Below are 18417 nucleotides of genomic sequence, written 5' to 3'. Positions count from 1 at the left end.
TGGAATCCAGGGACGGATCTGTTCCCTGGAAACAGTTCCGGCTGGCTACCGTCCGACCGGTCAGGGACCATCTCGCCATCCCGGGACAACTCGGGGACGAAATGGGGTCCCGCGGAACGCGGAACGGTGCGCCCGGCGTCAGCCGAGTCCGGCGTCAACCGAACAGTGCGCTGAGGATCTTCGGAGCGCCCGACTCGCGGTCGACGACCAGCCAGGGCGCGACCCAGCCGTCGGCGGCCAGCGACAGGTAGATCTGGGCGCAGCGCGCCTGCAGGCCCGCGTCGCTCTCGAAGGTGTCCAACGCCCGGGCGGTGTCCTCCGCCGCGCGGGCCCGCGCCCCGGCCCGCGCCGTCTCCACCGGGACGTCCAGCAGCACCTGCAGGTCGGGCCGGGGCAGGCCCAGCCGCGTCAGCTCGAGTTCGGCGATCCAGTCGAGGAACTCGGCGCGCTCGGGGGCGGGCAGCCGGGCTGCTCCGTAGGCCGCGTTCGAGCCGAGGTAGCGGTCCACGATCAGCACGTCGTACGCGGCCACGCACCTCGCCAGCTCGGGCAGGGCGTTCGCCCGGTCGAGCGCGAACAGCAGCGCGGTCGCGCGGGCCGAACCGGCCAGGCCGGCAAGCCGTTCGTCGCCGTCGAGCATCGCCCGCACCGCCGTGCCCAGCGGGCCCGCGGCATAGCGCGGGAAGGCGAAGGTGCCGGCGGTGCGCCCGGTCGCGGTCACCGCCTCGACCAGCCGGGACGTCAGCGTGTTCTTGCCCGCGCCATCGACCCCCTCGATCGCCACGATCATCGGGCCGCCCGCCTGCCCGGTGCCGGCCACGCCGAGGTCGCAGGGGTGGCCGAGGTGCTGGTCATGCTGGTCAGTCCCGGTGCTGGTCATTAATCCTCAAGCGTAGCGGGAGCCGGCGCGGTGACCCGGGGACCGCCCGACCGGCCGGAGGAACGCGACGACGTGACGGCGGTCGTCTCGCGCCCCGGCTCCGAGAGGCGGTAGACGCGCCGGGCGTTGCCCGCTCCGATGAGCTCGGCGACGCGCCGGGCGTCGTCGTCGGTCCAGTCGCCGTCCGCGATGCCGTCGCCGAGCACGGTGGACAGGGCCTGCCGGAACAGCCGCGCGCCGAGCAGGTAGAGCTCGGCGAGCCCGAACGCGTCGGTGGAGAACAGGAACCTGCTGAACGGGGCGAGCTCGAGCGCCTCGGCCAGCAGCGCCGGGGCGCGGCGCCCGACGTTGTGCACGGCGAGCCCGACGTCCAGGTGGACGGTCGGGAAGACCTGGGCCAGGTACCCCGCCTCCCGGTGGTAGGGGTAGCAGTGCAGCAGCATCACCGGCACCCCGGTCGGCGCGAGGGCCCGCAGCAGGCCGGTGAGCAGCAGCGGGTTGCACCGGTGCAGGTCGAGCTCGGCGTCGCCGTACCCGACGTGGATCTGCACCGGCAGGCCGGCGTCCACGCCCGTCCAGATCAGGAACGCGTGCAGCACGGGGTCGGCGAGCCGGATGGGGACGCCGCGGCGGATCAGGCCGAGCCAGTCGCGGACGGCGGCCGCGACCTCCCGGTCGGTGGGGCGGGTCGCCGGCAGGTCGAGGCCGACCCGGTAGGCGGCGACCGACTTGAGGCCCACGGTCGTCGGGCTCGCGCCGGTCACCCGCTCGCGGACGGTGTCGGCGAAGTGGGTCACCCCGAGCTGGCCGGTGAGGATGTCGACCGCCAGCGCCTCGGCGAGGCGCTCCAGCCGCAGGATGTCGTGGCCCGTCCCGCCGCCGGCGGTGGCGAGCTCGGTCGCCGACGTCAGCGGCTCGGGCAGGTAGCCGGCGTCGACGCAGAACGCGCCGATGCCGGCGGCGCGCAGGAAGCGCCGGTTGACCTCCTCGACGCCGAGCTCCCGGCGTCGCGCGAGGTAGACGTCCGGCGCGGCGTGCCGGGGCAGGTCGAGGACGGGGGCGCACCAGCGGCGTACGGCGAACCCGATGTGGCTGTCGAAGAGGGTCGTCCCGGCCGGGCCCGGCTCGTCGGCCTCGGTGAGCATCCGCTCGAAGTCGGGGCGGTCGAGGTCGCGCAGGAGCAGCCCGTGACAGTGATGATCGACCAGGGAGAGGCTCTCCACGCACGGCAGCACCACATGATCGTGCCCGTTTCACTGCCCGCGCATGCCTGCTGACGGAGGTTAGTCGGCCACCGGCACTCACCGTCAGTCACAGCCTGTGGATAACTTGTGGATTAATGCCCTCGGTCTGGGGACAACCGAACCGCGAAGCCAGCATGTCTGCTGTCTACCGGGGATTTCGGGTGTACCCGCCTGTGGACGGTGCCGGTGTGCGACCGGGCCTGTTCTCGGGGATCATGCCGGTCATGAACCACCACGCGGCTGAGTCGGTGGCGGCCGAACTGACATCCCGGGACGTCGTGGCGGTCGCGCTCACATGGGTGGACAACGCCGGCATCACCCGGATGAAGGGCGTGCCGGTGAGCCGCCTGGCCCACGCGGTGACGCACGGCGTGGGCGCGTCACCGACCTTCGACGCGTTCCTTGTCGACGACTCCACGCTCGTCACCCGGTACGCCGGCGGACCGGTCGGTGACCTGCGCCTGCGCCCGGACCTCGGCCGGCTCACCCGCCTGCACGCACAGCCCGGCTGGGCCTGGGCGCCGGCCGACCGCTTCGACCTCGCCGGCCGGCCGCACGCGCAGGACTGCCGGGCCTTCGTCCGTGCCCAGACCGCGCGGTTGGCCCGGCGCGGGCTGCGCTGCCGCGCCGGGTTCGAGATCGAGTGGACGGTCTCCCCGGCCGGCCGGGATGACTTCGCCCCCGCCTGCTCCGGGCCCGCGTACGGGATGACCCGGGTGGTCGAGCTCTCCGACTACCTGAGGGATCTGGTCGTCGCCCTGACCAGCCAGGAGATCGCCGTCCTGCAGATCCATCCGGAGTACGCCGCCGGGCAGTTCGAGGTGTCGGTCGCGGCGGAGGACCCGCTCGGGGCCGCCGACACCGCCGTGCTGACCCGGGAGACGGTGCGGGCGGTGTCCCTGCGGCACGGGCTGCGGGTCTCGTTCTCGCCCAAGGTCCTCGCCGGCAGCGTGGGTAACGGCGGTCACCTCCACCTCAGCCTGCACCGCGACCGCGACCGCGACCGCGACCGCGACCGCGACCGCGGCGGGGACGGGGACGCGGGCGGCGACGGGGACGGCGGCCGCGCCGGTGAGGTCCGTCGCTCCGGCACCGGCGGGACGAGTCTGATGTCCGGCGGGACGGGACCGTACGGCCTCACCGCGCCGGGCGAGGCGTTCGTCGCGGGCATCCTCGGACGGCTGCCCGCCCTGATGGCTCTCGGCGCCCCGAGTGTGGCCTCCTACCTGCGCCTCGTGCCGTCGCACTGGGCCGGGGCGTTCGCGTGCTGGGGCCTGGAGAACCGGGAGGCCGCGATCCGGCTGATCGTCGGGGCCGAGGGGGAGCCGGGGACGGCGAACGTCGAGGTCAAGTGCTTCGACCTGGCCGCGAACCCGTACCTGGCCGTCGGCGGAGTGCTGGCCGCCGGGCTCGCCGGCCTGGAGTGCCTCGATGATCCGCGCCGGGGGGGCGCCGCCGTCCTGCCGGAGCCGGTCGGGTGCGATCCGGCCAGCCTGGACGACTCGGAGCTCGCCCGACGCGGGATCCGCCGGCTGCCGACCGGGCTCGGCGAGGCGGTCGCCGCCTTCGAGGCGGACGAGGTGCTGCGCGACGCCCTGGGCACCGAGCTGCACGCGACGCTCGTCGCGGTCCGCCGCGGCGAGATCAAGCTGTTCGCCGGAGCGGATCCGGCCGAGATCGCCGACCGGCTCCGCTGGCGTTACTGAGCCGACCCTCCGGTGTTTCCGGGCCGATCGGTCGGCGTCGGGCCGGGCGCGGCGACCGTGCCCGGCCGGTGACGCAGCGCGTGTGGACGGTTCCGTGCCTGACGGCGTGGTTGGGTACCACCGAGTCACGGGTAGGCAAACCCATGCCCTCGGGTGGCGTCACATGTCACGACCTTTGGCGCCCGGCGGGGAATCCGCCCAGAATTGGCGGACCTCGGTCTGTGTGAGACGTACCGCCGACGTTCGTGAGGAGCCGCGCGTGCGCAAGGTACTGGTGGCAAACCGCAGTGAGATCGCGGTTCGGGTGTTCCGGGCCGCGCACGAGCTCGGGTTGCGGACGGTGGCCGTCTACACCCCCGAGGATGTCTCCGCGCTGCACCGCACGAAGGCCTCCGAGGCCTACGAGCTGTGCGAGCCGGGTCATCCGGTGCGTGGCTACCTCGACATCGACGCGCTGTTGCGGGTCGCCAAGCAGGCGGACGCCGACACGCTGCACCCGGGTTACGGGTTCCTGTCGGAGTCGGCGGTGCTGGCGGAGGCATGCGCGGCGGCTGGCGTGACGTTCGTCGGCCCGCCGCCGGCCGTGCTGCGGCTGACGGGTGACAAGGTGGCGGCCCGTAACGCGGCGATCGCCGCGGGGCTGCCGGTGCTGCGGGCCTCGGAGCCGCTGCCGGACGGCGTCGGCGCGCAGGAGGCCGCGGCCGAGGTCGGGTTCCCGCTGTTCGTGAAGGCGTCGGCGGGTGGTGGCGGGCGCGGGCTGCGTCGGGTGCTGCGTCCGGAGGACCTCGCGGAGGCGGTGGCGAGTGCGTCGCGCGAGGCGGCGGCCGCGTTCGGGGACGGCACGGTCTTCCTGGAGCAGGCGGTGGAGCGGCCGCGTCATGTCGAGGTGCAGGTCTTCGCCGACAACTACGGGAACGTGATCCACCTGTTCGAGCGGGACTGCTCGGTGCAGCGCCGGCACCAGAAGGTCGTCGAGATCGCCCCGGCGCCGGCGCTGGACGAGTCGACCCGGGACGCACTGTGTGATGCCGCGGTGCGCTTCGCCCGGCATGTGGGCTATGTGAACGCCGGGACGGTGGAGTTCCTCGTCGGGGCCGACGGCGCGTTCACGTTCATGGAGATGAACCCGCGCATCCAGGTCGAGCACACGGTGACCGAGGAGGTCACCGGTGTCGACATCGTCGCCGCGCAGCTGCGGGTCGCCGCCGGGGAGAGCCTGACCGACCTGAACCTCACCCAGGACGCGATCGCGCTGCGGGGCACCGCGATCCAGTGCCGGGTGACGACCGAGGATCCCTCGGACGGCTTCCGCCCCGACACCGGGACGATCACCTTCTACCAGTCGCCGGGCGGGCCCGGGGTCCGCCTCGACGGCGCCACCTACCCGGGGGCGGAGGTCAGCCCGTACTTCGACTCGCTGCTGGTGAAGCTGACCGCGCGTGGTTCGACGCTGGAGAAGGCGTCCCGGCGCGCCCGGCGGGCGCTGGGCGAGTTCCGGGTCCGCGGCGTGCGCACCAACATCGAGTTCCTCGGCCGGCTGCTCGAAGACCCCGACTTCCTGGCCGGCGGGGTCACGACCTCGTTCATCGACGAGCGCCCCGGCCTGGTGAACGCCCTCGACGACGGGGACGCGACGAGCCGCATGCTGGCCCGGCTGGCGGAGAGCACGGTGAACGGGCATGCCCGTCCGGCGGGGGTCGCCCTGACGGAGCCGCGCACGCTGCTCCCGCCGCTGCACCCGACCGACACCCCGGCGGCCGGGTCGCGTCAGCTCCTGACCGAGCTGGGGCCGACCGGGTGGGCGGCGGACCTGCGGGGGCGGACCGCGCTGGCGGTCACCGACACCACGCTGCGTGACGCGCACCAGTCGCTGCTGGCGACCCGGCTGCGCAGCTTCGACATCCTGGCCGCCGCGCCCGCGCTCGCCGAGCTCACCCCGAACCTGCTGAGCCTGGAGTGCTGGGGTGGAGCCACCTACGACGTCGCGTTGCGCTTCCTCGCCGAGGACCCGTGGGAGCGCCTGACGGCGGTGCGGGCGGCGGTGCCGAACATCTGCCTGCAGATGCTGCTGCGCGGGCGCAACGCCGTCGGCTACACCCCCTACCCGGACGACGTCGTGCGCGCGTTCGTCGCCGAGGCGGCGGCCGCCGGGCTCGACATCTTCCGGATCTTCGACGCGCTCAACGACATCGAGCAGATGCGCCCGGCGATCGCCGCCGTGCTGGAGACGAACGCCGTCGCCGAGGGCACCCTGTGCTACACCGGCGACCTGACCGACCCCGGCGAGCGGATCTACACCCTCGACTACTACCTGCGCCTGGCCGACCAGCTCGTCCAGGCCGGCGTGCACGTGTTGGCGATCAAGGACATGGCCGGGCTGCTGCGCCCGGCCGCCGCCCACGCGCTGGTCGCCGCGCTGCGGGAGCGCTTCGACGTACCCGTCCACCTGCACACCCACGACACCGCCGGCGGCCAGCTCGCCACCCTGATCGCGGCCAACGAGGCCGGGGTGGACGCCGTCGACGCGGCGGCCGCGCCGATGTCCGGCGGCACCAGCCAGCCGAACCTCTCCGCCCTGGTCGCCGCCACCGACCACACCCCGCGGGCCACCGGCATCAAGCTGGGCGCGCTGTCGGCGATGGAGTCGTACTGGGAGGCCGTGCGCGATCTCTACTCGCCGTTCGAGGCCGGGCTGCGCGCCCCGACCGGCGCGGTGTACCGGCACGAGATCCCCGGCGGGCAGCTAACCAACCTGCGCCAGCAGGCCATCAGCCTCGGCCTCGGCGACCGCTGGGCCCAGGTCACCGAGTGCTACGCGATCGCGAACGACCTGCTCGGCAAGCCGATCAAGGTCACCCCGACCAGCAAGGTCGTCGGTGACCTGGCGCTGTTCATCGCCGGCGGCTCGGTGGACGTCGACCGGCTGCGTGAGCATCCCGAGGAGTACGACCTGCCCGCCAGCGTCCTGGGCTACCTGGCCGGCGAACTCGGCACACCCCCGGCCGGCTTCGCCGAGCCGTTCCGGGAGCGGGCGCTGGCCGGCCGCCGTCCCGAGCCGCCCGCGGCCACCCTTGCCACCGAGGACGCCGCCGCGCTGGCCGAGCCCGGCGCCGGCCGGCGGGCGGCGCTGTCCCGGCTGCTGTTCCCCGGCCCGTGGAAGGACTACCGCAAGGCCGTCGCCACCTACGGCGACTCCTCGGTGATCCCCACCGAGGCGTTCCTGTTCGGCCTGGTCCCCGGGCGCCCGGCGAGCGTCATGCTCGAACCCGGAGTCGAGATCATCGTGACGCTGGAGACGGTGGGCGAGCCGGACAGCGCCGGCATGCGCACCCTCTACCTGCGGGTCAACGGCCAGCCCCGCCCGGTTCGGGTCCGCGACAACTCGATCAAGGCGACGGCCACCGCGGCCCGGCGCGCCGACCCGTCCGACCCGACCCACGTCGGCGCCGGCCTGCCCGGGATCGTCACCTTCGCCGTCGCGGCCGGCGACGAGATCGAGAAGGGCCAGAAACTCGCCGTGGTCGAGGCCATGAAGATGGAGGCCGCGGTCACCAGCCCGGCCGCCGGGAAGATCGCCGAACTGGTGCGCGCCAGCGGCGAATCCGTCGAGGTCGGCGACCTGCTCCTGATTCTTCGCCCCTGACAGCACGTTGCCCGCTGGCAGCCGCACTACCCCGTAGCTAGTCGATCTTCATAGGTTAGGGGCTTATCCTTGGGTCGAGGCTGTGATCTTGAAAGCTTAGGAGTTTTCCTGCGACGCGCACCGGGGCTCGGCCCTGGCCGCCGAACCTCGGTGCGCCGACCCGTGACGGACGTCGCGCCGGGACCTTTCACGCCTACCACCCCGACCCGCTGATGCCGAGACCGCTGACCCTGGACGAGCGCGTTTTCGACGCCGAGGAGGTTTTCGAGCTCCTGATCACCGCTGAGCGGCGGTTGGCCAGCACCCGGTGGGACACCCGGGCCTCAGAGCCGGTGCGCGCCGTGCCCGGAGCGGCCCGGGCCGCCGTCCGCTGACGGGCTCGCCCCACCGGCCGGGCGGCGCAGCCGGGACGGGTGGAACACCCAGGCGCGCATCAGCAGGAACCGGACCACCGTCGACGCCAGGTTCGCCAGCACGAGCACGCTGACCTCCGGGAACCGCCCCGGGGAGTCGCTCGCCGCGTGCAGCGCGGCCAGCGAGCCGCTGGTCAGGAGCAGCCCGATGGCGAAGACGAACAGCCCCTGCAGGTGATGGCGGCCGGCGTCGCCGCGGCCGGTGACCCCGAAGGTGAGCCGGCGGTTGGCGGCCGTGTTCGCGACCGCCGTCACCAGCAGCGCGATCAGGTTCGCGGCCTGGGCCCCGGTCGCGGTGCGCAGCAGCACGAACAGCACCAGGTAGGCCAGTGTGCTGGCGATCCCCACCCCGGCGAACCGCAGCAGCTGCCCGGTCAGCCCGGCGGGCACTCCGATCACCGTCGCCCGGTTGCCGACTGCTCCGGACGCTGCCGCTCCGGCCGCCGCTGTTCCGGGAGCTCCGGCTCCGGGAGCTGCTCCGGGAGCTGCTCCGGGGGCTCCGCCTGCGGCCACTCCGCCTCCGCTCGTGGTCGTTCCGGGCCCGGTCGTTTCGAACCGGGCCGGCTGGCCCATGCCCGTGCTGGGCGTCCAGGTCAAGGGAGCACGCCCGAACTCGTGCCGCAGCTGGGCGACGGGTAGCGCACCCGTCCCGAGGGCCCGGGCGAGCCGGGCGACGCCCTTCAGATCCGCCATCGCGGTCGCGAGGACGTCCACCCGGCTGTCCGGGTCGTCGACCCAGTCCACCGGGACCTCGTGGATGCGCAGGCCACACCGCTCGGCGATGACCAGCATCTCCGTGTCGAAGAACCATCCGGTGTCCTGGACCAGCGGCAGCAGGCTCGTGGCGACGTCCGCGCGGATGGCCTTGAAACCGCACTGGGCGTCGGTGAACCGGGCGGCGAGAGTGCCGCGCAGCAGCAGGTTGTAGCAGCGCGAGATCACCTCCCGCTTCGGGCCGCGCACGACCCGGGACGACCGTGAGAGCCGGGTCCCGATCGCGAGGTCGGAATGCCCCGAGATCAGCGGGGCGACCAGGGGGAGCAGCGCGGCCAGGTCCGTCGAGAGATCGACATCCATGTAGGCCAGGACGGGCGCGGCGGAGGCGCCCCAGGCGGTACGCAGCGCCCGGCCGCGTCCCTTCGCTTCCAGGTGGATCACCGAGACCTCGGGAAGCTCCTCCGTCAACGCTCGGGCGATGGCCAGCGTGGTGTCGGTGCTGGCGTTGTCCGCGACTGTGATCCGGAACGGATACGGAAAGGCCCCCCGCAGGTGGGCGTGCAGCCGGCGCACGCAGGGCGCCAGGTCGTTCTCCTCGTTGTAGACCGGGACGACCACGTCGAGCACGGGCTGGCCGGCCGGGAGCAGGCCGGCCCGCGGCCTGGGCACCAGGTCGGTCCGTTCCGCCGTCACCGCGTGGGAGCTGATCACCCTGCCACCGCTGGTCCTGGCATCCGTCGTCATGTTGTTCACGGTCCGCCCAGGGCCTGTGCCCGGCGTGTGTCATCCCTGTGCCCCCGCTGTGAGACCAGCCCCCCCGGGCCGGGCCGGGCCGGGCCGGGGGGGCTGGTCTGGGCGCCTCGGTGCGCCGGCCGTCGGCGGGCTTCGGTCTGGCGGTGAAGGCCCCGGGTCCGTTTTGGTGCTTGGCTACTCGCCGTTTGGTTTCTTTCTCGCCGTTTCAGACGGCATTCCCGGCGAAATTCGCCCTGAAAGGGCGAGCAAGACGCGAAACGGCGAGCAGGCCACCCCGATGTTCGGGGTTTTTGTCCGATAGATGACGGTCTGGCCTTGCCGTGGTGGTGCGGGCTGTGGCTCCGCTGCTCGTGAGCGCGGGACCGCCCCGACACGCTGGCTGGAGTGGGGCCCGCGCCCCGCCCCCGTCTCCCTGGACCGGGCGCAACGATGTGTGGCGGGTGGGTGAGTCCATGGACTCACCCACCCGCCACGGTTGTGTCGAGTCGGGGTCAGGCTGTGGTGGTGCCGCTTGTGGTGGTGGTTGGGGTGGTCAGGTTGTAGAGGGTTGCGCCGTCGACGGCGGTGGCGGTGAAGTTGGCCGCGACCCAGGAGGCGATGTCACTGGACGCCCGGCTTCCGCCGTTCTGTCCGCCGAAGCCGCCGCCGCCGATGAAGTAGTGGATGCGGCCGTCCGCCACGTACTGCTTGAACTGCTCGAGAGTGGGGGAGGGATCGCTGCCGTTGAAGCCGCCGATCGCCATCACCGGATCGCCGCTGGCGAGCTGGTAGCCGGCCGCGGTGTTCGACCCGACGGACGCCGCCACCCAGGTGTAGGACGAGGCGTCCGCCTTCAGCAGCGCGAGGACCTCATCGCTGGGCTTACCGGCGTCGAGCAGGCCGCCCATGCCGCCGCCCATGCCACCGGGTCCGCCCTGCGTGCCGCCCTGAGTCGCCCCGCCCTGAGCCGTGCCACCCGGCGTGGTACCGCCGGGGGCCGTGCCGCCGCCGGGGACCTGCGTCGTGCCCTGCTGGGCCCCGCCGTTGCCGCCGCCGGGACCGCCGAACAGTTGCCGTCCGCCGCCGCCACCCGGCCGTCCGCCGCCGCCCGGGCCGCCGAAGCCCGAGCCTGCCGGACCCGCGGACGGGATGGAGCCGGTGTGCGGGGTGGCCGCGGTCGCGACCGAGTAGCCGAGCGGTCCGAGCAGCGCCGCGACCAGCGCGGCCGCGACGACCACCAGCCGGGCCGCCCGCGGCAGCCGGGAGAGCACGATGAGCAGCAGCGCCGCCGCGAAGCCGACGATCAGCACGACCCAGCGCATCCACGGGTTCCAGTCGGGTGTGCGGTCGAGCAGGACGTAGGACCACAGCGCGGTCAGTACCAGGATTCCGGCCATGGTGGCCGCGGCGATCGGGTGCTCACGGCGGCGCCACAGCGTCGCGGCTCCCATGCCGACCACGGCGCCGACCGCCGGGGCGAGCGCGACCGTGTAGTAGGCGTGGAAGATGCCCTGCATCTGGCTGAACACGATGCCGGTGACCAGCAGCCAGCCGCCCCAGACCGCGAACGCGGCCCGTCCGGGATCGGTGCGGGGAGCGCGCCGGGTGATCCACAGGCCCGCCACCAGCAGAGCGAGCGCGGTCGGCAGCAGCCAGGAGATCTGCGCGCCGACCTCGGAGCCGAACATCCGGCCCCAGCCGGTCGCGCCCCACATGCTGCCGCCGCCACCACCGGCGCCGCCCGGTGCGCCGCCACCGCCGACGCTGCCGGACTCGTTACCGGTCAGCCGGCCGAGGCCGTTGTAGCCGAGAGTCAGCTCCAGGATGCTGTTGTGCTGTGACCCGCCGATGTACGGGCGGGCCGAGTCGGGGACGAGCTCGACGATCGCGATGAAGATCCCGGACGGGACGATCAGCCCGAGCGCGCCCGCTCCGACCTGCCACAGCCGCCGGGTGAACCGCGTCGGCGCGGTGACGAGGTAGACGAGGGCCAGCACCGGGACGATCAGCAGCGCCTGCAGCATCTTCGTCAGGAAGCCGAAGCTGACGAACACCCCGGCCCAGACCAGCCAGCGGGTACTCGCGGTCTCGACGGCGCGCAGCGTCGCGTACGCCGCGGCGACCAGCAGCAGGACGAGCAGGGCGTCCGGGTTGTTGAACCGGAACATCAGCGTCGCGACCGGGGTGATCGCGAGGACGGCCCCGGCGAGCAGCGCCGCGCCGGCGGGGAAGGCCCGGCGCACCGCGGCGTAGAGCAGGCCGACCGTGGCGACGCCCATCAGCGCCTGCGGGACGAGGATGCTCCAGGCGTTCACCCCGAAGACGCGCGCGGAGAGTGCCATCACCCAGATCGAGGCCGGGGGCTTGTCGACGGTGATGGAGTTCCCGGCGTCCGAGGAGGCGTAGAACATCGCCTTCCAGCTCACCGAGCCGGCCTGGACCGACGCCGAGTAGAAGGCGTTCGCCCAGCCGGAGGCACCCAGACCCCACAGGTAGAGGACAGCCGTCGCCACGAGCAGCCCGAGCAGCGCGGGCCGCACCCACCGCGGGTCGTCGGGACGCCCCCGCGCGAACCGGCCGATCCGCCCGTCGCCGGCCAGATGCCGCCCGGGCGCCGCGCCCGCCCGCCCGGGACCACCGGCGGGCCGGTGCGTGCCCGGAACGGTCGCGTGGTCAGCCCCCGCGTAGGCCGCGTGGTCAGCCCTCGGGTAGGCCGCACGGTCAGCCCTCGCGTAGGCCGCGTGGTCGAACTGGTCGGTCGGCGGTGACGGCGTCGGTGAGGTCGGCATAAGGATCAGGGTCGGACGTCGACCTTTCCCGACCTTGTGCCCTGCCTGTGTATGGGCTGTGGGTCTGACCCGCTGGGTTCAGGTGCCTTCGTCAACAGAGGCGAGAACCCGGCGCGGGTCGGCGGCGAACCGGGGTAGTTGCTCCCTGGCCGCGGTGTGCAGTATCTCGAGGTCGACAGACCAGTAGCCGTGGACGATCCGGTTGCGTAGCCGGACAGGCTGCTTCCAGGCGACGTCGGGAAAGCGCCCGGTGATCTCGCCGGAGAGCTGGCTGGCGGCCTCGCCGAGCACGGTGAAGTTCCACAGGAGCGCGTCGCGACGTTGGCGGTCCGCCTCCAGACCACTAATGGTGATCCCGTCGGTGAGTTTCTGTACCTGATCGGCCGCTTCGATCATCTCACCGAGAAGGAGGACGTCACGCCGCATAAACAGGCCGTGCCTCAGCCAGGACGGACGAGCGTAGCAACGGGTGGAGCCCGCGGATGGAGACCAGGTCGACGGGCCGTCCGAACAGGTCGGTGAGGTCATCGGCGAGCTGCTCGATGTCCCAGCCCAGCCGCCGGCCCGGCCGAAGGGTGTACAGGATGTCGATGTCGATGTCGCTGTCGGCGGTCGCTGTGCCGCGCGCTTGTGAGCCGAACAACTGGAGTTCGGCGATCCCGTAACGATCGCAGATCGCCGCCAAGCGGGCCACGTCGATCTCCACTCCCGCGATGGATCTCACCAGGCAAGGGTAGCCGCCCGTAACCGCAGGTCGCTGGCGCTGGCGGCGACGCGGTCCGCGATCGCGGTACGAGCCCACCAGTGGACACCCGCAGCCCATCCCGCGCAGCACACCGCAAGAGCCTGCGACGGGCCGCTGGGGCAGCGGTGTTACGAGTTGCCTGAGCCAGTCCAGGTGCTGGTGACACAACTCGCTTCGAGGGGCGCACTCCGGTGGACCGGGAGACACCGCATCCGCCGGTGCGCCGCCCCGCACCTCAACGCCGCTAATCACGTTAAGTGTCATTATTTGCACCCAGGGTACGCTTGACGGTCACCCGGAAGCCCAAACTTCATGGCCTTGCGCTATAGCCGGGTGAGATCAACCTTGACCGGGAAGGGCGCGACCGCGTCGACGACGCCCTGGAAGACCTGGCCGTCGCGGTACGTCCCGGTCGCCGGGTCAAGGGCGCAGGTATGGACGACCGGGACGCCGGCGGGGGGCTGCTCGACCCGCCAGTAGTACGAGATTCCAGCTCGCGCGTACTGCTCGGCCTTGACCCAATGCCTTTGGGCCTGCTCGGGTCACGTATGGGACAGTCGCCGCGTGGCCGAACTTGATGAGGTGGGCGTGCCGTTCCGGTGGGATCTGGTCACGCCCGACCAGCTCGGCTCACTGCTCGACGGATCGGCCACGCCGGACCTGTGGTTCCTCGACGAACTCGTCATGTGCGCGGGCAAGGTGGTGGCGCGAAGCGGCAACGGTGACCTGGTGTTCGTCGGCCGGTCGCTCGACTCGATGTTCGACCTACTCGGTGGAGCGTTCGCCGAACTGGCCGGAGGGCCACAGCTGATCCGCTTCCCGCTGTCGTTCGCCCAGACGGCGTGGACCGGAAGTGGCTGGACCTACCGACCCCTCACCACCGCCGACCTAGCCCAGGCCCGACGCATCCTGGAAGCCCTCGGCATCACGCCACACGCCCTGGCCCGCCGCGCCCGGCCGATCACCTTTGTCGACGTCGTCGGCAGCGGCTCAACCTTCCGACACGTCTTCGACCTGCTCCGTGACTGGGTCGACGACGAACGGGAATCCTGGCCTGTCATCCGCCGCAAACTGCGGTTCGTCGGCGTCACCGTACGCACGAAGACCAGCCCCAACACCTGGCGCTGGCAGCAACACGCCCCCTGGACGAGGCAACTGCCGGCCACCGCCGTCATCAACGTGTCGTTGTCCCGCGGCTTGTCGTCGTACTTCGGCCACATCCAGGACAAACTCACCCGTAGCTTCCGGCCCGAGCACTGGAGGGCGGAAACCGACGGCGCCGGACACGACGAGCGCACCCGAGCCGCGCTCGCGGAGGCCGTAGCCCTCGTCGCGCACGGCCGCAGCCGCTCCGGTCGACAAGCCCTCGCCGGTGTTCTCAGCGGCGAACCGACCCTGTCCCAACTATGGATGCGCACCCTGGTCCGCCAGCTCAACCGCGGCTGACCAGCGCGTTCAACTGCATCACCTGTGAGGAGTGGTCCCTGCGACCGTCACGGCGGGATCGGCGGCGTCGGGTGCGCAGCTGTCGACGGTGCCTGGCGGGTCGACGGTGTCCGGCGGGTCGAGGGTGCCCGGGTCGGGGGCGTCCAGGGGCAGGACCACGGTGAAGGCGGTGCGGCCGGGACGGCTCACGGCCGCGACCCGTCCGTGGTGCGCCTCGACCACCGCCGCCACGATGGACAGCCCGAGTCCGGTGCTGCCGGCCGCGCGGGAACGCGAGCTGTCCCCCCGCGCGAAGCGCTCGAACACCTTCGGGAGCAGCGCGTCCGGGATTCCCGGCCCGTCGTCGATCACCGAGAGCACCGCGGACGGCTGGTCCGCCCCAGGCTTGTTCGGCCCCGAAGCGGAAGGCCCCGGCTCGACGGTCAGCCGGGCCGTCACGCGGCTGCCCGGCGGGGTGTGCGTGCGGGCGTTGGCGAGCAGATTGGCGAGGACCTGGTGCAGCCGTGCCGGGTCGCCCGCCACGGCGACGGGCCTGCTGGGCAGGTCCAGCTCGAAGCGGTGCTCGGGCGCGGCCACATGGGCGTCGCTGACCGCGTCCACCACGAGCCGGGAGAGGTCGACGGTCTCCCGCACGAGCGGGCGTCCGGAGTCGAGGCGGGCCAGCAGCAGCAGGTCGGAGACGAGCGCGGTCATCCGCGCGCTCTCGGACTCGACCCGGCCCATCGCGTAGGCGACGTCCGGCGGGACGGTGTCGCGGGTCCGCCTGGTGAGCTCGGCGTAGCCGCTGATCGCCGCCAGCGGTGTGCGCAGCTCGTGGCTGGCGTCGGCGAGGAACTGACGCATCCGCGTCTCGCTGGCGTGCCGGGCCGAGAAGGCCGCTCCGATGTGGCCGAGCATCCGGTTCAGCGCCGCGCCGACCTGCCCGACCTCCGTCCGGGGGTCGGTGTCGACGTCCGGTGCCACCGCCATGAGGTCGACGGCCCCCCGGTCGAGCGGGAGCTCGGCGACCCGGCTCGCCGTCGCCGCGACCCGGTTCAGCGGCCGCAGCGTGACCCGGATGATCGCCGCGCCCGCGACGCCCGCGGCCAGCACCCCCAGCGCCGCCACGATCGCGCCGGCGATCCCGACCTCGGTCAGGGTCGCGCTGACCTCGCTCATCGGCACGCCGGTGACGAGCACCGTCTGCCCGTTGGGGTCGAAGTGCGCGACGAGGCGGTAGTCGCCCCGGTCGGCGATCGCGCGGGTGTGCTCCTGGCCGTCGAGCGGGATCTGGGCCACCACGGCGGCGTCCACGCCGGTGAGCGGCTGCACGTCGCCGTCGCTGTCGATGACGGCGACGGCGGCGCTCTCGATCAGGGAGGTCAGGTCCGGGGCCGCCGAGCCCGGCGGTGGCGCGCCCCGCAGCGCCTCGCGCGCCGAGCCCTGGGCGGTGGTGTCGGGATCCCGCAGTTCGAAGACCGCGCCGAGGGTCCCCGGCGGCAGACCGCGAAAGTCCAGGAACTGGTTCACCCGCTCGTCGGCGGTCAGGTCGGGCCTGGGCTGGGTCAGGCCGGGTGTGCCTGCGCCCCCCGGGCCGGCGTTTCCATAGCCGGGCAGCAGAACCAGACCGGACTGGCTGGTCGGCCCCCATCGCCGGCTCGCGTCCTCCAGCCGGTTGTCGAGCTGCTGGACGAGCACCCCGCGCAACGCGACCGCCGTCACGAAGACGATCACCGTGGACATCACGGCGAGCAGCGCGAGGAGCAGCGCGAGCAGCCTGGTACGCAGCGACCAGCCGGCCGGGCCGCGCCGCCGGTGGGTGCCGGTGGTGCCCGTGGGGCCGGCGGTGCCCGTGGGGCCGGTCATCGTCACGGGCCCGGTCAGGTCGCCGGCCGGAGCACGTAGCCGGCGCCGCGCATTGTGTGGATCATGGCGGGCCGGCCGGCGTCGATCTTCTTGCGCAGGTAGGAGACGTACAGCTCGACGACGTTCGCCTGGCCGCCGAAGTCGTAGTTCCACACCCGGTCCAGGATCTGCGCCTTGCTCAGCACCCGGCGCGGGTTGCGCATGAAGAAGCGCAACAGCTCGAACTCGGTCGCCGTGAGGCGGATCTCGCGGCCGGCCCGGGTGACCTCGCGGCTCTCCTCGTTCATGATGAGGTCGCCGACGACCAGCACGGCGCCGTCCCAGATCGTCGAGCGGTGCAGCCGGCGCAGTAGCCCGCGCAGGCGCGCGACGAGCTCCTCCAGGCTGAACGGCTTGGTGACGTAGTCGTCGCCGCCGGCGGTGAGGCCGGCCACCCGGTCCTCGACGGCGTCGCGGGCGGTGAGGAACAGCACCGGTACCTCGGGGCTGTCCGCGCGCAGCTTGCGCAGTACCTCGAGGCCGTCCATGTCGGGCAGCATGATGTCGAGGACCACCGCGTCCGGCCGGAAGTCGCGGGCTACGCGCAGCGCTCCGCGCCCGTCCTGCGCGGTGCGCACTTCCCAGCCTTCGTAACGCAGGGCCATGGACAGCAGCTCCGACAGCGTGTTCTCGTCGTCGACGACCAGAATGCGGGGGCTCGACGGCTGCATTCCGTCAGCATGGGATGCATTCCTGTGGGCTTCCTGAACATCTCCTGTGGGTTGGCTGTGCGCCCGCGCGGGCGACGCGGTGGCCGGGCCCGCTGCGGTGGGCACATAACCAGCGCTCAGCGTCGTCACAGGCTGCGCACAGGTTATCGGCGAAATCTCCTCCCGACGGCGGTGACCGACCCGCCGGGACGAGGAGTTCGGACATGAGCCACGTCGGGCCCGACGACCCGCCCGAGTCCTCGCCGTCGAGCGGGGCGGCCCCGTCACCGGCGGGAGGGAATCCCCAGCCGCCGTCGACGAACGGGCCGCCGCAGGCGAGCACATGGCCGGCGCCGCAGGCAGGCGGTGAGCCGGCGCCGCAGGCGACTGGGAGTCACGCGGTTGGAAGCGGGGCCTCCCAAACGCCCGGCTGGACCGGGTCGCCGGCCTGGAGCGGGCCGCCGCCGCCGTCGCCGGGGCCGGCCCCGGGCGAGGCCTCGTCCCGGGCGGCTGCCTCTCCCGGCGCGCCGGTGCCCGGCGTGAGCCCGCCGCCGTGGGTGGCCTCGGGTGCGCTGCCCCGGTGGAGCCTGGGCCGGACGGCCGTGGCCGGAGCCATCGCGCTCGCTCTCGCCGTCGGCGCGGCGGCCGCGGTCAACGCCAGCAGCCTCGGCTCGGACGGAGCCGGCGGCGGCCCCGGCGGCCTGCGCGGCGGGCCGTTCCAGGTCATGAACCCGGCCGGATCGGCGGTGACGGCGGGCGGCACCGGCACCGGTTCGCTGCACGGGGAGTACGTCACCGCGGACCGCTCCGGCGGCTACACGACCGTCCGGACCCAGTCCGGCGAGGTCACGACAGTGCAGCCCACCGCCGTCACGGTGCGCAGCACGGACGGCTTCACCGCGACATACACGGTCACGGACGAAACGCTCGTGGACGGCCGCACGGGTGGGATCGGCAACGTCGACGTCGGTGACACCGTCGGGGTCACCGCGACCGTGCCCGATGACGATCCGGCCGACGGCACCCCGTCGACGGCCACCGCGACCGCGACCGCGATCGTCGAGGAGGCCACCGACCAGGGCCAGGGGCAGACCCAGGGCCAGATTCCGAGTCAGGGTCAGGGGCAGGGTCAGGGTCAGGGCCAGCCGCCGGGCGGAGCGGGCGGCCTGACGGGGCGCGGCGGGCTGGGCGGGGGCGCGTTCCCCGGCTCGCCGCCGGGGCAGGGTACGGCGTCGGGCGGGACGGACCCCACCGTCCAGGGCGGGGCCGCCCCGGTGCCGCCGTTGCCTGGTATGGCAGCCCCGCTCGCGCGGCAGACCGCCCTCGTCCCGTCAGCCACCCGGCTGGAGGGTGGGCGGGGCGGCACCGAGACCGGCACGGCCGTGGCCACCGCCGCCTAGTTCTGGAACATCATGATCAACCGTGGCCCGCGGTGGCCGCGTCATCGACCCGACCCCGAACCCCTGCCCGGGCCCGAACCCCTGCCCGGGCCTGTCCCGGCGGATGTCGTCGGGACGACGTCATCGTGTCCGTGTGGCCCGCTACGGGTGTCAAGCCGCGCCTACAGT

At 73.1% G+C, this 18417-nt stretch carries 12 protein-coding genes and 1 pseudogene; 4 read left to right on the top strand and 9 right to left on the bottom strand.

Annotated elements, in window-relative coordinates; all coding sequences use genetic code 11:
- Nucleotides 1–154: 154 nt before the first annotated feature.
- Nucleotides 155–790 (bottom strand): dTMP kinase, encoded by a 636-nt coding sequence (locus tag MXD62_RS34080; protein ID WP_248833489.1) that lies wholly within the window; start codon nucleotides 788–790, stop codon nucleotides 155–157.
- 89 nt (nucleotides 791–879) lie between these two features.
- Entirely contained in the window at nucleotides 880–2103 is a 1224-nt protein-coding gene (locus MXD62_RS34075) for an amidohydrolase family protein (protein ID WP_248833460.1), read from the bottom strand.
- 245 nt (nucleotides 2104–2348) lie between these two features.
- Here MXD62_RS34075 and MXD62_RS34070 point away from each other — a divergent pair, with 245 nt between their 5' ends.
- Both MXD62_RS34070 and MXD62_RS34065 read left to right on the top strand, forming a co-directional pair.
- Complete coding sequence (locus MXD62_RS34070; RefSeq protein ID WP_248833488.1) at nucleotides 2349–3830, top strand: glutamine synthetase family protein; 1482 nt, start codon at nucleotides 2349–2351, stop codon at nucleotides 3828–3830.
- Between the two features lie 259 nt (nucleotides 3831–4089).
- On the top strand, nucleotides 4090–7473 hold the full coding sequence (locus tag MXD62_RS34065; protein ID WP_248833459.1) for a pyruvate carboxylase: 3384 nt from the start codon (nucleotides 4090–4092) through the stop codon (nucleotides 7471–7473).
- Nucleotides 7474–7796: 323 nt separating this feature from the next.
- Here the strand turns inward: MXD62_RS34065 and MXD62_RS34060 are convergent, their stop codons facing one another.
- From MXD62_RS34060 to MXD62_RS34040, 5 genes and pseudogenes are all read right to left on the bottom strand, one after another.
- Complete coding sequence (locus tag MXD62_RS34060; protein ID WP_248833458.1) at nucleotides 7797–9347, bottom strand: bifunctional glycosyltransferase family 2/GtrA family protein; 1551 nt, start codon at nucleotides 9345–9347, stop codon at nucleotides 7797–7799.
- A gap of 500 nt (nucleotides 9348–9847) precedes the next feature.
- A complete protein-coding gene (locus MXD62_RS34055) occupies nucleotides 9848–12124 on the bottom strand; it encodes a glycosyltransferase family 39 protein (protein ID WP_248833457.1) in 2277 nt (758 codons plus the stop codon).
- A 78-nt stretch (nucleotides 12125–12202) separates the two neighbouring features.
- The gene (locus MXD62_RS34050; protein WP_248833456.1) at nucleotides 12203–12550 is read right to left on the bottom strand and encodes a HepT-like ribonuclease domain-containing protein; all 348 of its coding nucleotides are present in this window, start codon (nucleotides 12548–12550) and stop codon (nucleotides 12203–12205) included.
- On the bottom strand, nucleotides 12540–12848 hold the full coding sequence (locus tag MXD62_RS34045) for a nucleotidyltransferase family protein (protein WP_248833455.1): 309 nt from the start codon (nucleotides 12846–12848) through the stop codon (nucleotides 12540–12542). The genes MXD62_RS34050 and MXD62_RS34045 overlap by 11 nt, the downstream gene beginning before the upstream one ends.
- Before the next feature lie 344 nt (nucleotides 12849–13192).
- Nucleotides 13193–13387 (bottom strand): annotated as a pseudogene (locus MXD62_RS34040) (Uma2 family endonuclease); the annotation flags it as partial.
- A 46-nt stretch (nucleotides 13388–13433) separates the two neighbouring features.
- Here MXD62_RS34040 and MXD62_RS34035 point away from each other — a divergent pair.
- Nucleotides 13434–14315 carry a hypothetical protein gene (locus MXD62_RS34035; RefSeq protein ID WP_248833454.1) on the top strand — a complete coding sequence of 294 codons (882 nt, stop codon included), beginning with the start codon at nucleotides 13434–13436 and terminating at the stop codon, nucleotides 14313–14315.
- Nucleotides 14316–14333: 18 nt separating this feature from the next.
- Here MXD62_RS34035 and MXD62_RS34030 read toward each other — a convergent pair whose 3' ends face one another.
- Both MXD62_RS34030 and MXD62_RS34025 read right to left on the bottom strand, forming a co-directional pair.
- Nucleotides 14334–16160 carry a HAMP domain-containing sensor histidine kinase gene (locus MXD62_RS34030; RefSeq protein WP_248833453.1) on the bottom strand — a complete coding sequence of 609 codons (1827 nt, stop codon included), beginning with the start codon at nucleotides 16158–16160 and terminating at the stop codon, nucleotides 14334–14336.
- Between the two features lie 14 nt (nucleotides 16161–16174).
- Nucleotides 16175–16870, bottom strand: coding sequence for a response regulator transcription factor (locus MXD62_RS34025; RefSeq protein WP_071064827.1), 696 nt, complete (start codon nucleotides 16868–16870; stop codon nucleotides 16175–16177).
- Between the two features lie 518 nt (nucleotides 16871–17388).
- On the opposite strand from MXD62_RS34025, the gene MXD62_RS34020 reads away from it, so the two are divergent.
- On the top strand, nucleotides 17389–18249 hold the full coding sequence (locus tag MXD62_RS34020; protein ID WP_248833452.1) for a hypothetical protein: 861 nt from the start codon (nucleotides 17389–17391) through the stop codon (nucleotides 18247–18249).
- Nucleotides 18250–18417 lie beyond the last annotated feature (168 nt).

It is taken from the genome of Frankia sp. Mgl5 (genome assembly GCF_023242985.1).
In the GTDB taxonomy this organism is placed as follows: Bacteria; Actinomycetota; Actinomycetes; order Frankiales; family Frankiaceae; genus Parafrankia; species Parafrankia soli.
The sequence above is the reverse complement of the archived record's forward strand: the minus strand, read 5'-3'. Positions and strand labels throughout refer to the sequence as shown.